At 73.9% G+C, this 13,966-nt stretch carries 11 protein-coding genes; all 11 read right to left on the bottom strand.

Going from position 1 to position 13,966, the window contains the following annotated elements; translation table 11 throughout:
• Window positions 1–2 precede the first annotated feature (2 nt).
• Entirely contained in the window at window positions 3–2,651 is a 2,649-nt protein-coding gene (locus BG482_RS07885) for a SpoIIE family protein phosphatase (RefSeq protein WP_069768168.1), read from the bottom strand.
• 271 nt (window positions 2,652–2,922) lie between these two features.
• Window positions 2,923–3,351 carry an ATP-binding protein gene (locus tag BG482_RS07880; RefSeq protein ID WP_069768167.1) on the bottom strand — a complete coding sequence of 143 codons (429 nt, stop codon included), beginning with the start codon at window positions 3,349–3,351 and terminating at the stop codon, window positions 2,923–2,925.
• A gap of 183 nt (window positions 3,352–3,534) precedes the next feature.
• Window positions 3,535–3,945: a (deoxy)nucleoside triphosphate pyrophosphohydrolase gene (locus tag BG482_RS07875; protein WP_069768166.1), complete on the bottom strand. Its 411-nt coding sequence runs from the start codon at window positions 3,943–3,945 to the stop codon at window positions 3,535–3,537.
• Between the two features lie 97 nt (window positions 3,946–4,042).
• The gene (locus BG482_RS07870; RefSeq protein WP_069768165.1) at window positions 4,043–4,318 is read right to left on the bottom strand and encodes a hypothetical protein; all 276 of its coding nucleotides are present in this window, start codon (window positions 4,316–4,318) and stop codon (window positions 4,043–4,045) included.
• Between the two features lie 515 nt (window positions 4,319–4,833).
• The gene (locus BG482_RS07865; RefSeq protein WP_069768164.1) at window positions 4,834–5,586 is read right to left on the bottom strand and encodes a GntR family transcriptional regulator; all 753 of its coding nucleotides are present in this window, start codon (window positions 5,584–5,586) and stop codon (window positions 4,834–4,836) included.
• Window positions 5,587–5,733: 147 nt separating this feature from the next.
• Window positions 5,734–7,086, bottom strand: coding sequence for a DUF4190 domain-containing protein (locus BG482_RS07860; protein WP_069768241.1), 1,353 nt, complete (start codon window positions 7,084–7,086; stop codon window positions 5,734–5,736).
• Window positions 7,087–7,267: 181 nt separating this feature from the next.
• A complete protein-coding gene (locus BG482_RS07855) occupies window positions 7,268–9,472 on the bottom strand; it encodes a DEAD/DEAH box helicase (RefSeq protein ID WP_069768163.1) in 2,205 nt (734 codons plus the stop codon).
• A gap of 236 nt (window positions 9,473–9,708) precedes the next feature.
• Window positions 9,709–10,899, bottom strand: coding sequence for an ATP-grasp domain-containing protein (locus tag BG482_RS07850; RefSeq protein WP_069768162.1), 1,191 nt, complete (start codon window positions 10,897–10,899; stop codon window positions 9,709–9,711).
• Window positions 10,900–10,902: 3 nt separating this feature from the next.
• Entirely contained in the window at window positions 10,903–12,234 is a 1,332-nt protein-coding gene (locus tag BG482_RS07845; protein ID WP_069768161.1) for an MFS transporter, read from the bottom strand.
• Window positions 12,224–12,766, bottom strand: a complete 543-nt coding sequence (locus BG482_RS07840; protein WP_069768160.1) for a cupin domain-containing protein — start codon at window positions 12,764–12,766, stop codon at window positions 12,224–12,226. The genes BG482_RS07845 and BG482_RS07840 overlap by 11 nt, the downstream gene beginning before the upstream one ends.
• Window positions 12,763–13,965, bottom strand: coding sequence for an acetyl-CoA carboxylase biotin carboxylase subunit family protein (locus BG482_RS07835; protein WP_069768159.1), 1,203 nt, complete (start codon window positions 13,963–13,965; stop codon window positions 12,763–12,765). Before BG482_RS07835 ends, BG482_RS07840 begins: the two co-directional genes overlap by 4 nt.
• Window position 13,966 lies beyond the last annotated feature (1 nt).

The raw sequence follows: 13,966 nt of genomic DNA, 5'->3' as shown, positions 1-13,966 counted from the left end.
CGTCAGAACAGGCTCAGCAGGGCTTCCGCCGGGTCCGCCAGAGTCGTCTCGCCGTCGGGCAGGGGCAGTTCGAACCACACCGTCTTGCCGCGCGGAGTCCGGCGCGAGCCCCAGGCCGCCGACAGCAGCCCCACCAGCTGCAGGCCACGGCCGCCCTCGTCGGTGTCCCGGGCGCGGCGGCGGCGCGGCTGGACGAGACCCGCGTCCCAGACCTCGCACACCAGGGTGCGGTCCAGCAGCAGCCGGAGTCTGATCTCCCCCTCGCCGTATCGCAGCGCATTCGTGACCAGCTCGCTGACCAGCAGTTCCGTCGTGTCGACGAGGGGTTCCAGATCCCAGGACAGCAACTGCGCCCGCGCGTACTCCCGCGCCCGGCCCACACTGCGCGGCTCGCGGGGCAGCGTCCAGTCGCCGACCGAGTCGGCGGGCAGACCCTGCACCCGGGCCATCAGCAGCGCGATGTCGTCCTCGCCGTGGTGCGAGTCGAGGGTGTTGAGGACGTGGTCGCAGACGTCCTCCAGCGGCCTCGTGGGATCGGTGAGCGCCCCGACGAACGCGTTGAGCCCCTCGTCCAGGGGATGGTCGCGGGACTCGACCAGTCCATCCGTGTAGAGCGCCAGCAGCGCGCCCTCGGGGAGATCGACCTCCACCTCCTCGAAAGGTTCGCCGCCCACGCCGAGCGGCATGCCCGGCGGCACGTCGAGCATCAGGGCCGGCTCGCCGGGCTCGACGAGGACGGGGGGCAGATGGCCCGCGTTGGCGAAGGTGCAGCGCCGGGTCACCGAGTCGTAGACCGCGTACACACAGGTCGCGAGGTACACCTCGGACAGGTCGGCCTCGCGGGGCCGACGGGCGGCCCGGGTGGCCTGCTGGACGCCGCCCGGGGTGCCGAGCCCGCGCGCGATCTCGTCCAACGCGGAGAGCACCTCCGCCGGTTCGAGGTCGAGCAGGGCCAGCGTGCGCACGGCCGTGCGCAGTTCGCCCATCGCGACCGCGGCCCGCAGACCGCGGCCCATCACGTCGCCCACCACCAGCGCCGTGCGGTGGCCGGGCAGTTCGATGACGTCGAACCAGTCGCCGCCGACCTCGCTGGGCCGGCCCATCGAGACGTTGCCGGGAAGGTAGCGGCAGGCGATGTCCAGGCCCGACGCCACCGGGTCACCGGGCGGCAGCAGCGACCGCTGCAGCATCAACGCCCTTTCGTGCTCGCGCCGGTACAGACGGGCGTTGTCGATGCAGACCGCCGCCCGCGCCGCGAGCTCCACGGCCAGCTCGCGGTCCCGGTCGCCGAACGGCTCGCTCCCCTTGGTCCGCGAGAACTGCGCGAGGCCGACGACGGTGTCGTGGGCGACCATCGGGACGGCGAGGGTGGACTGCACGAGGCCGCCCTCCTCGCCGGGGATGCTCTGCGGGCGGGCGGTGCGCAGGGCGTCCGCGCAGGGCGAGTTGAACGGGAAGTGGTGGACCGCGCCGACCGCGACGGGCGCTCCCGCACCGGGGAAGGGGGCGTCGGAGACGGCGGAGGAGAAGGCGACCCGGCGCAGTTCCGCGCTGCCGTCGGCGAGGCCGGGCGGCGTCTCGTCGCCGGCCAGGAGCCCCTGGTAGAGGTCCACGGTGGCCAGGTCGCAGAAGCCGGGCACGACCACGTCGAGGAGCTCGCGCGCGGTCGTCTCCAGGTCGAGGGAGTTCCCTATGCGGGCTCCCGCCTCGTTCAGGAGGGCGAGATTGCGCCGTGCGGCGGCGGCCTCGCGGGCGGCCGCGCGACGGGCGGTGATGTCGGTGCCGAGCCAGGCGATGCCGATCGGGCGGCCGCTGCCGCTGTGCACCCGGTACAGGTTGATCGACCAGTGCCGGCGTTCGTCGGAGCCGGGGACGAACCCGGTGACGTGCATGTCCGTGATGGAGTCGCCGGTCTCCAGGACCCGGCGCAGGGTGGCGCTGACCCGCTCGGCCTCGGGCCGGGGCAGATAGTCGTGGACGCCCTTGCCGTGATGTTCGTCCGGAGTGCCGCCGAAGATGGAGGCGAACCGCTGGTTGGCACGGCGGACCCGCAGGTCGGGGTCGATCAGCAGGAAGCCGAACGGGGATTGACCGAAAATCGCCTGCGAGGCGGCGAGGTCCGTCTCGATGCTGCGGAGCGTGCGGACGTCGACGACGATGCACACGGCGGCCTTCTCGCCGTCCAGACTGCGCGTCGGCATGACGTAGACCTCGGCGAGGCCCTGCTCGCCCCGGCCGCCGCCGGGCACCGGATCGGGCATCCGAAAGGGGACCACACCGGTCCACTCCCGCCCGTCGAGGATCTCGGCCATCTTGCGCTGACCGCGTTCGCGCAGGTCCGGATCCACGAACGCGTCGATGGGATCCATGCCGACGGCCCGCTCGGCGGAGATGCCGAAGATCTGCTCGGCGCGCAGACTCCACTGGTCGACGAGGCCGTCGGGGCCGATGGAGAACGAGGCGACCTTGATGTAGTCGTAGATCGAACCGGGCGGGCTGCTCTGCCACATGGCGTCACCGGGCGTCGCCGCTTCGCCCTGCCCGTCCGCGACGCCGCGCACGGAGTCGCCGGCGAGCGCACTCGCGGCCTCCGCCCTCGCGCCGCCCGACGGGTCCTCGGACTCCGTGGCCTTCGCTGGTATCTCGCTCACGCGAACCGTCCCCTCCAGCTCACCGCGTCCGGCACCGGTCACCGGCGGCGGCTGCCCGCAGTATCCAGCACTACGGGTCCGCACGACACGGTGTTCACGATCACAGCACGGTCCAGGCGTTTTTTGGCCCGTCCCGCGACAACACTTCCAGTCTTCTAACCAGCGGGCACGTGGTCGAACCACACCTTTCGGCACCGGTCGCGGACCCGCACCGCGCAGGTGACGGCGGGGGCCCCGCCGTACACGGGGGTCATCCCCGCGTCACGCCCCGTCAACCCGGCACCGCGAGTTCGAACCACACGGTCTTGCCGGCGCCGCCGGGCCGGGTGCCCCAGCGGCGCGCGGAGGAGGCCACGAGCTGCAGCCCGCGCCCGCTCTCGTCATCGAGCCGGGCGACCCGCTCGCGCGGCGGGTCCGGCAACGGGTCTGACACCTCGACCAGCAGCACGCCGTCGAGGTGCGCCGGGCGGACCAGACGGACTCCGATGGGACCGGTCGCGTGCCGAAGAGCGTTGGTCACCAACTCGCTGACCAGCAGAGCCGCGATGTCGCCCACGCTGTCGAGGTCCCAGTGCCGCAACTGGTTCCGGACGGCGCGGCGGGCGGTGCGCACCGCACCGGGCTCCGCGGGAAACGACCACTCGGCTCGGTCGCCCTCGGTGTCGATCACGCCGATCACTTCCCAGCCCAGCGAGTACACCCATGTCCGGTTTCGTGGGGTTAATGGGCACATACCCGATATCCATGGGCCAGTACCGCTCGGCAGGGCGCACAGTGGCACGAACGGCGTACAGCCTGCCACCACTCCCCCTGCCGGCGCGCCCCGCCGACGCGCCCCGCCGGGCCAGGGCGGCAGCCGTGCGTCGGGGCGGGCCGCCAGGACTCAGCGCGCGTCGGCGGCGAGTCTGGCGAGCGTCTCGCGCACCGCGGGCACGTCCTGGTCGAGCCAGTCGACGTCCCACGCCTCGTCGGGAGCGAGCCAGCGCAGCGCGTCATGATCCTGGAGCGGCTCGGGGGCGGCCGAGCCGGGCCGGAGCCGGGCAGTCCACACGCGCAGGACGTAGGGCGGCCTCAGAGGCCACTCCCCCGGGACCGGCTCGACGGTCTCGGCCTCGACGCCGAGTTCCTCGCGCAGTTCGCGCACGAGGGCCGCCTCGGGCGTCTCCCCCGGCTCGACCTTGCCGCCGGGCAGTTCCCAGCGCCCGGCCAGCTCCGGCGGCGCACTGCGGCGCGCGGCGAGCAGGCGGCCGTCGTCGAGCAGGGCGGCTCCCACCACCACGATCCGTTCCGTCATGCGGCGGAGCCTACGGGACCCGGGGCGGGCCCGGGATCGGCGCCGGGCCGGCCCGGACCGAGGTCGGGGCGGGGCACGCCCCGGGTGGGGAACCCGGTCAGTTGAGGGTGCTGTCGCCGTTCTGCACCTGGGCCTGAGGCTGCGTCTGATGCGGGGTCTGAGCCTGATGCGGGGTCTGGGGGTGGCGCTGCGGCGGCCCCTGGGCCTGGCCCACGCGCTCGACCCAGTAGAGCTGCTTGTGTCCGCGCCCGTCGAGGCTGTCCGCGGTCTCCTGGGCCTCGCCCCGGGTCGCGTACCTGCCCACGCGGTAGCGGTTGCCGTTGTCGTCCTGCCGTATGACGAGCCAGGGCAGAGAGGTGGTGCTGTCGTTCATCGTGCCTCCCGCCCCCTTCCCGCCCCGGCCCGACCGCCGGATCCCGTCCGCGGTGCGCCGCGCGCCCCGCCTGCCAAGGAAACCGCAATCCGCATATGCCCGAGCGTACGCCTTACCTTTACGCACCGAACACGGCTTTGCACAAAGAGGTACGCAACCAGCCAAGACGCAGGGGGCGCACGAGGCCGAACGCGCCGTGCGTGCGCCGCAACGCGTCCGGTCGGCGGGGTTCCGGGCGCGTACCGGACGACCTGCGGGAACAAGCGGAAACGACCGGATTCCGACGCCGGGCGGCAGGCTCCGGGAGGGGCGAATTCCGGAGGCAACTGCCGGAAGGGTGTGCGCCGCTCGACATCATGCGCTACGGCCCCTGGCCGCGCCCCCGCCTCCCCCACTCCACCCGCACCACGGGCCGCTCCATCGGGCGGCGCCCTGCGCCCCGCCCCTTCCGCCGCCCCGCCCCGCTTCCCCTCGGCCCGTTCCCCCGCCCCGCTCTCCCCGCCCGCCCCGGGCGGCTACTTCACCGGCAGGTGGTACGCGACCCGGTAGCGGTCGGCCGGGATCACCACGTCGGCCGTCTCCACCGGACGGCCCGAGGCGTAGTACGTGCGCTGCACGACCAGGACCACATGCCCGGGGACGCCGCCGAGGGAGAGGAGTTCCTCCGCGAGACCGGGGCGTGCCCCCACCTCCTCGGTGACGTTGTCGACGATGACGTCGATGGCCCGCATCCGCTCGACGACGCCCATGCCACCCAGCGGACCCTCCTCGGGCAGCATCACCGGGGTGCGGCCGGTGACCGCGAGCGGCTCCCAGGACGTGGAGAGCATCATCGCCTCACCGGCCTCCCGGAAGACGTACTTCGTGCACATCACCCGGTCGCCGGGCTGGAGGCCGAGCCGCTCCGCGACGGCGACGCCCGCCTCGACCTGCTCGCTGCTGGACTCCCACGTCCCCCGGGTGTGCGCCTCGGCCTGCTCCTGGCGGAACGGCGTCGCCCCGCTCACCGGGCGGTAGCCGGAGCGGGCGATCCGGCGGGGAACGGGCCGCTCGCGCACGTACGTCCCCGAGCCGGAGCGGCCCTCGACCAGGCCCTCGGCCATCAGCACCTTGCGCGCCTCCAGGGCGACGGTGTCCGAGACGCCGTACTCCTCGCGGATTCTCGCCTGGGACGGGAGGCGGGTGTGCGGTGGCAGCGATCCGTCGGCGATCTTCTTGCGGAGATCACCCGCGACACGCAGATACGCCGGCTGCTCACCGAATGTCACTGGCCACTCCCATCAGGTTGTACAGACAGCTACAGCCTGGCAACCGTGGGTTCCGCCATGCAAGCAAAGGCCAGAGAATCACTCGATGTGATGACATCTGTCCGCGAAACGCTTTACCCAGGCACTTTCTCCCCGCTGTGGACGTGATCACACATCGAGGCCACTCTCGCTGTCGCCCCCGCCGGTGCCTCCGCCCCCGCTGTCGGAGCCGTCGTCGTAGAGGGGCGGCGTGGTGGCCAGACCCAGAGCCTCGCGTGCGGTGACGGTGGATCGGCCGTCCACGTACCCGTAGGCGGTCTCATAGTGCTCGTAGAAGCCGTCGGCGTCGGTGGCCTTCGCCGCCGCCGCCCACTCCTCGCTCTCCGTCCGCATGTCCTTCACCAGGGCGGCGACCGGCCCCCGTGACGTCGCGGACCAGGTGTGGGCCCCCAGCGCGACCGCCTGCGCGCCGGTGACGTCCCGGGCGCTCCCGGCCCAGGTCAGGTCGGCCGCCGACGCGCCCTCGGCGGAGTCCTCCGGCTCCTGGTAGAGGACCTCGTCGACGGCGGCCATCGCCTTGAGGAAGGTCAGCTGGTCGGCGTCGAGGGTCGTCTCGTCCTCGCGCAGCGAGCCGGTCAGGGTGCCCGTGTCGTCCACGGGACCGAAGACGCAGGTGATCTCCCGGTCGCCGAGGTTCCAGCTCTCCGAGGTGGGCGTGAGGTAGTAGACGTCCGCCTTGTCGGTCAGCGCCCAGGGGTCCATCGCGTAGGCGTCACGGAGCCGGTGGCACTTGTCGTCGGCCACCTGCGTGACGCGGTCGTCGCCCGGGAAGCTGCGGCCGGACAGCGGGACCGTCGCGAAGACCTCGGCGTCGTGCTCGCCCGCGCAGGCCACCTCGTCGACGTCGTAGACGTCCCCGTCGAAGGTCTCGCCCGGCATGTCGAAGCAGTCGCCCTTGGCCAGCGAGAAGCCGGAGCGCGCGCCCGCGCCCTCCTTGAACCCCTGCCAGAAGTCGGCCGCGCCGCCCGTGGCCAGCGCCAGGACCCACAGCGCGAGCCCGACGGAGGACAGGATCGAGCCCGCGACCGCCATCCCCTTGCCGCGCTCGCCCCGCTTCCTGATCTGCGCCAGCGCGATGATCCCGAGCACCAGGCCGACGGCCGGCAGGAAGCAGAGGATGCCCAGCACGAGGGCGGCGACCGCCAGGCCGTTGATCGCCGGGAGCCGGCCGTAGGGGCTGTAACCCTGCCCCCAGACCGGGTAGGGCGCGGCCCCGTAGGGGGCCTGCGGGTACGGGCCCTGGGGTCCCGCAGGGCTCTGGTACCCGGGCGGACCGTACGCCCCCCGCGCGTACGGGTCCTGTGCGTACGGGTCCTGTGCGTACGGGTCCTGTGCGTACGGGTCCTGTGCGTACGGGCGCTGCGGCGGCGCGAACGGGTCCTGCGGGTAGGGGTTCGGCGGCTGCGGAGGCTGGTACGGGTCCTCGGGCCGGTGGGGCCCTGGGGGCGGAGGTATGGACACGAGCACCGTGCTCCTGGTTCAGGCGGTTGGGCAGTTGGGCGGTGGCGCGAGGCGGCCGATCATGTGCTCCGGTCAGTCTGGCAGGGGATTCCGCCAACGGATCCGAACCGGCGTGCGACAGTTGCGCGATGCCCACGCCCGCCGGGACGCCCATGGCCGACGGGCCGGTCGACGTTGTCCGTCAGGGCCCGTGCGAGGGCGAGGGCGCGGGCGCGTCCCTGGGTTCGACGGCCAGCCTGCGCTGCTCCTCCTCGACGATGCGGCGGGCGATGCCGTCGTCGGAGACGTCGACCGCGTCCGGGCTCGCCTCCGCGGTGTCGCTGCGCCGGGCGTAGGCGTCGAACAGGCGGTTCTTGTTCCTCAGGATGCGCAGCAGCCGGTCGTCCACGCTGTCGGCGGCCAGCAGACGGTGCACCTGGACCGCGCGGACCTGGCCCATGCGGTGGGCGCGGGCCACGGCCTGGTGCTCCAGCGTCGGCTTGATCTGCGGCTCGCACAGGATGACCACGGACGCGGCCTGGAGGTTGAGTCCGACGCCGCCCGCCTCGATCTGGCAGAGCAGCACCGCGTGTCCCCCGGCCGCCGTGAAGTCGTCGACGAGACGCTGTCGGCGGGCGGCCGGCACGTCTCCGGCCAGCGGGCCGAACACGTCGTCGCCGAGAGCTTCCTGGACGACCGTCAGGACGTCGCGGAAGTACGAGAACACGATCGCCTTCAGACCGTTGGCGGCCGCCTCCGCGACCAGTTCCCGCAGCCGTTGCAGCTTGGCGGACTTCTCCGGGTCGGCGTAGGCGGCCCTGCGCATCGCCATGAAGTTCCCCGCGGCGACGGCCGCGCGGTAGGCGTCCTCGTCTGCGGCGCTGAACTCCTCCCATTCGTCGACCTGGATCAGCGCGGGCAGTTCGGTGAGCACGTCCTTCTGGTTGCGGCGCAGGTAGGCGGGGGCGACGGCCCTGCGGAAGGCGTGCGGGCCCGCCGCGCGGTGGCCCTCGCCCGGCTCCGCGACCAGATCGGGCCGGAGGTGGCGCACGAGGGCGCGGAACTCCTCGACCCGGTTCTCCATGGGCGTGCCGGTGAGGAACAGGACGCGGTCGCAGAGCGCCGTCCACACCGCGACCGAGCGGGCCCGGCGGGTGTCGGGGTTCTTGACGTAGTGCGCCTCGTCGACGACGAGCAGCCCGGGGGGCGGTCCGCCGTCGGACTCGGGCCCGGGCTCGGGCGTCCTGGGCGCGGGCAGGGTGTGCAGCACGTCGAAGGTGGTGACGGCGACGCCGCCGCGCTCGCGCCACTCCGCGTACGCGTCCCACCGGTCCGGGCCGTGCACCGGCAGCGCCCTGAGCGTGCTGCGGGCGCCGATCTCGCGCGTCCAGTTGATGAGCACGCCGGCCGGGCACACCACCAGGAAGTGGGTGTGCCCCTCCGCCGCGAGATGGGCGAGCGCGGCGATGGCCTGGACCGTCTTGCCCAGCCCCATCTCGTCCCCGAGGACGACCCGGCGCTGAGCCAGCGCGAACCGGGCTCCGAAGGCCTGGTAGCCGCGCAGGGAGACCCGGCGGTGGGTGTCGTCCAGGGGCTGCGCGTGCACCCGCTCGGCCACCTCGGAGGGCACGAACCCCTCGGCGGCGGCCAGATCCGTCGGCTGGGCGCAGATCTCCGCCAGCCGGCTGTAGTACTCGGCCGAGCGGACCTCGAAATCGACCCAGGGCTCGATCTCGGAGGCCGGTTCGCGCAGCAGGTCGGCGGTGGCCTGCGCCAGTCGCAGCGGGACGTCCGCCCCGGCGGCCTCGGCCGTCAGCTCGCGCAGCTCGGCGAGCGCGGCGCGGGCGGCCTCCCGGCGGAAGCGACCGGTGAGCGCCAGCCGCAGCCTGCCGGTTGCGGGACGGGCCGCGGGCAGCAGTTCGGCGAGCCTCTTCTCGTACCGCTCGGCGGCCTCCACCGCGCGGGGCAGCTCGGGGCCCGCCTCGACGAGCCGGTACAGCGCGGTGACCAGGGCGGTGGTGCGGGGCTCGGGGCGGTCGACGTCGATCCGCACCGAGACGGTCTCCCCGACGGCGCGGGCGATCTGCCGGGCGGCGGCGAGGGCCTGGTCGGCGGTCTGCGCGCCGACGCCGGGGATCTGGCGGAGCCGGTGGCGGCTCGCCTCGTGGACCTCGCGCACCGTCGCGAACCCGGCCGCCTCCACCGCCGCGAGGCGCAGCCGGCCCTCGGTGACGTCCTTCAGCCGGTTGAGCGGGATGGACCCGAGTTCCTCGGCCACCGACGCGTCCCGGAGCGGGGTGTGGGCCGCTCGGACCGCTTCCAGGGCGCGGGCGTGGTCGGCGCGCAGGGTACGCGCGCCGTCGTACAGCCGCGCTCCGTCCTCGTACAGCTCCCTGGCCTGTGCCATGCGTCCCCCCGGTACCCGCCGCCCGCCCGATGCGCTCGCGCACCCGGACCCGGCCTCCGGTCCATGCTCGCATCCCCCACCGGACCGCCCCGCCGTCCGCGACCGCCTCCTTCGGGTCGCCCGGCGAAGTCGCCCGCGGGGTCGCACGGCTCGCCGAGCCCGGACAGGGGGCGCCACGGATCGTCGGGCTCCCCCGAGCCGCTCTCACACGGCGACCGGCGGGCCCCCACCGGCTGTCACGGTGCGGGACGGGTTTCGACACGAAGGGCGGCGCGGACGTCGGCGAGGGCCGCCGTGAGCAGGTCCGGGTCGTCGGCGGCGAGGAGGACCTGGCCGACGCGCTCGGCCGAGGAACGGACCGGGGCGACGACATCGCCCGGCGCGACACTCACCTCGGCCTCCACCACACAGGGGTGGGCGAGAACGTCGGCGAGCCCGTGCACGGCGGTGACGGTGCCGGGGGACGCCGCGAGCAGATGGACCGCCGTGTGCCGGGCCGGGCCGGGCGGCGGGGGCGGCACGGTCTCGCCGAGCGCCATGCGGACCGCCGCCTCGTAGCAGTCGATTCCGTGGGCGAGGCCGAGCAGGTCCATCAGACGGTCTCCCGGCGTGCGCACGGCGACCTCCATGACCGACGGGCCGCTCTCGGTGCTGCGGAACTCCAGGTGCACGATGCCGGTGTGCATGCCGAGGGCGTCGAGCACGGCGGCGCCGAGGTCGTCGGCGGCCGCCCGCGTGGCCGCGTCGGCCGGGGCCGGGACGCGGTGCCCGGTCTCCACGAAGTACGGCGGCCCGCTGGTCTCCTTCTCGGTCAGGTTGGTGAACCACGCCTTGCCCTCGCGCACCAGCGCTTCCCAGCTGTACTCGGGCCCCCGCACCGCCCGTTCGACCAGCAGCCGGCCCTCACCGGCGCGACGCGCGGCCACGTCCGCGAACCCCGCCTCGTCCGCGACCAGTTCGACCCCCGCGCTGCCCGCCGAGGACAGCGGCTTGACGACGACCGGCAGCCGGGGCACGGCCCAGCCGGCGGCGTCGGCGAGCCGGTCGGTCACCAGGTGCTCGGGCTGGCCGATGCCCGCCGCCGCGAACCGCGCGCGCTGCAACGCCTTGTTCCGCGAGATCGCCGCCGCTCGCAACGAGGGCCCCGGCAGGCCGAGTTCGTCCTGGACCAGAGCGGCTGCCAGCACGTGCGGCTCGCTGAAGGCCAGCACCCCGTCGGGCCGCGCGGTGCGCACGGCCATGGCGGCGGCCTCGTACCACAGCTCGTCCGAGCCGCCCCGGCACACGGTGAGCTCGTCGACCTCCGCGGCCAGTGCCGCCGCCCTGGCCTCGGTCTCCACCGCGTGCACCCGCATCCCGAGCCGACGGGCGGCGGCGGCGTAGGGCCGTCCCGTCAGTCCGACTCCGACCAGCAGCAGCCTCCGCATGGTTCACCTCTCCTGTGCCGACTCGTGGACGGAGGACAGCGCCTGTTCCCGTGTCGCCGGGGCCGAGGCGCCGACGGCGCGGCCCGCGCGGTGCGCGATCACGGTGACCGCGAGACCGGCCAGGGCGAAGCAGACGGCCAGTCCGATCCAGCCCGCCTGCCCGTTCCCGATCACCGCCCAGGTGAGCAGCGCGGGTCCGGCGGCGGACGCGGTGCTGGTGCCGAGTTCGTACACCGACAGGTAGTAGCCGCGCCGGTCTTCCGGGGACAGCGTGTAGGACAGCCGCCAGGCGCCGACCGACTGCCAGATCTCGCCCAGGGTCAGCGCCAGGGTCGCGCCGACGACCAGGGCGGTCGCCAGGACGGGCCCGGCGTCGGCGGCCAGGGCCGTCAGCAGGCAGCAGCCGGCCAGGGCCCAGCCGGCCCACTGCTGGCGGCGAGCGGCGCTGCGCAGGTCCACGGAGCCGCGGCTGAGGCGGACCTGGAGCAGCACGACGAGCACCGTGTTGATGAAGACGACGGCGCCGATGGCGGCCGGGGGCGCCTCGGTCCTGGTGGCGATCCACAGCGGGAGCGCCGCGGTGAGCATGATGGCGTGCAGGAAGAGCGCGCCGTTGAGCAGGGACAGGGCCAGGAACCTGGGGTCGTGCACCTGGAGCACGGCGGCGCCGGCCGAAGTGCGGTCGGCGGACCCGCCGGTGGTGCCGTTGGCCGCCGAGGGCAGCCGGGACAGCAGCACGGCGGCGCCGAGGAACGTCAGCGCGTCGAGGAAGACGAGCGCCGTGAAGGCCGTGGGGCTGTCCGTGGCCAGGGCGAAGGAGGCCAGCACCGCGCCCATGCTGAAACCGACGTTGCGCAGAGAGGCGATGACGGCCATGGTCCGCACCCGGGATCCCTCACCCTCGACCGCGCCGACGATGCGCTGGACGATGGGGCCGCCGCCGAACTCCGCCATACCGATGAGGAACGCCAGGACGAAGAAGGCCGCGGGCTCACGCGCGAAGGGGTAGAGGATGAAGCAGACCCCTCGCCAGGTGTAGAGGGCCACGATGGCGCGCTTGCCGCCGATCCGGTCGGCGAGCCGGCCCAGCGGCACCATGCCGAGGACCCCGGCCAGCCCGGCCAGGGACAGTCCGATGCCGACCTGAACGGTCGTCAGCCCGAGGACGCTGGTGAAGAACAGGGCCGAGCCGGCGATGAACAGACCGGTGCCCAGGGAGTCGACGAACGACGCGGTGACGAGCCTGCGCGCGCTGCGGCCGGCGGGCAGCCAGGCGCGCAGCAGGGCGACGGGGGTGCGGGGGCCGGCCGTCCTGGGCGCCTTCTCAGTCGTCACGGTCGGCTCCGATCCCGACGAAGCACATCAGGGCGGGCTCGGTGCCCCGGTTGTGCCAGGCGTGCCGTGTGCCGAGCTGGACGACACAGGTGCCCGGGGTGATCAGAGTCTCCTTGCCGTCGTCGAGTTCCAGGTGCAGCTCGCCCTGCAGACAGATCCCGTAGTCCAGGGTGTCGGTGGCGTGCAGCGGGGACCCGCCGGGTTCGAAGACGTCCATGAGGCCGGGGAGGCGCTCCTCGACCTCGGCGGCGAGCGCCTCCGGGTCGCCGACCGGGGCGGGGGTGGTGGACTGCGGCTCGTAGCGGGCGTAGATGAGCCGGGTGCCGCCGGGTCCGGGGAAGAAGGGCAGGGTGACGGGCTCGGGCGTGCCGTTGCCGACCCGGGCGCCGCCGTCCTCGCTGCCCCAGGCCAGGTGGAAGCGCGAGCCGGGCCAGGCGCCCACGGTGACGGCCGGGACGGGGTGGTCGGCGGCCACGACGGAGGTGCCGTCCTCGGTCCGGGCCGCCACGACGAGGCGGGGTTGCAGGGTCATGAGGGCTCCTCTGCCGGGGTGATCCGCACCGATGCGAAGAAGTCGGTGAGGAAGCGCTCCAGTACGTCGGTGGGGGCGGGGCCGATCACTCCCGCGATCGGGACGTCGGCGTCGGCGTAGGTGATCACGTCCTTGACCGGCTCGTGCGGGGAGCGCTGCGCCCAGCGCCGCACCACCGGGTCGTCCCGGAAGGGCTTCTCCCCCTCGATCCGGCAGTAACGGGTGCCGAGGGTGTGACCGGGCACGGCGAACCAGCCGTACCGCTCGCCGTGCCCGGGTGTCCTGGCGGCGGGCAGGGCGGCGGAGCCGTCGACCGTCATCCGGACCTGGACGGAGGGCATGTGCACCCCGGTGGCCAGCTCGAAGGTGTCGACCACGTCCGCGCCGCCGACGCGTGCCCCCACCTCCAGGAAGACCAGGCCCTCGGAGGTGGCGATGCCCTCCAGGTGGAAGGGGCCGTCCGCGATGCCGACGGCGCGCAGACAGGCGAGCGTCCACTCGGTCACCTCGGGCGTGGTGTCGGTCTGCACCGAGCCCAGCGGCCGTCCCGCGGCATAGCCCAGGCAGGTGCCGACGTACCGGCTGGCCTGCACGGCGACGAGGGCGCCGGCCGCGAGCAGACCGTCGACGTGGATGATCGGCCCTTCGACGAACTCCTCGGCCTCGAAGGAGTCCACGTCGACGCTGCCGGCGGCGGCCAGTGCCTCGGCGGGTCCGGGATAGGCGGTGACGCCCTCGCTGGAGGCGCCCGCGAGCGGTTTGAGGATGGTGCGCCCGCTCCAGGGCAGCGAGTCGGCGCCCTGCGCGAGCGCCGTGGCGAGTGGGGCGAAGCGTGGGACGCGCAGGCCCGCCGCGGCGACCGCCGACTTCATCACGACCTTGTCGCGGGTGGGCAGCACGGCCTGTACGTCGGGGCCGTCGACGCCGAGCGCCTCGCGGACCCGGGCGGCGGGCAGCAGGTCGTACTCCGAAAGGGCGATGACCGCGTCGGGCCGGGGCAGTCCGGCCACGGCGGCGAGCACCTCGTCGGCGGTGTCGCCGGTGCCGCGGCGCCGGATGCGACGGCCGCGCACGCCCTCGGGCAGGGTGGCGAGCCGGTCGGGGGCGCTGACGTAGGTGACGTCGTGGACCTCGTGGTCGATCTGCTCGGCGTAGTGCACGAACGAGTCGGGGACACGGTGCATGACCAGGATGTGCATG

Origin of the sequence: Streptomyces sp. LUP30, from assembly GCF_001746365.1 — a bacterium.
Classification (GTDB): domain Bacteria; phylum Actinomycetota; class Actinomycetes; order Streptomycetales; family Streptomycetaceae; genus Streptomyces.
Note: the sequence above shows the minus strand (reverse complement) of the source record. Positions and strands in the feature narration are given on the sequence as shown.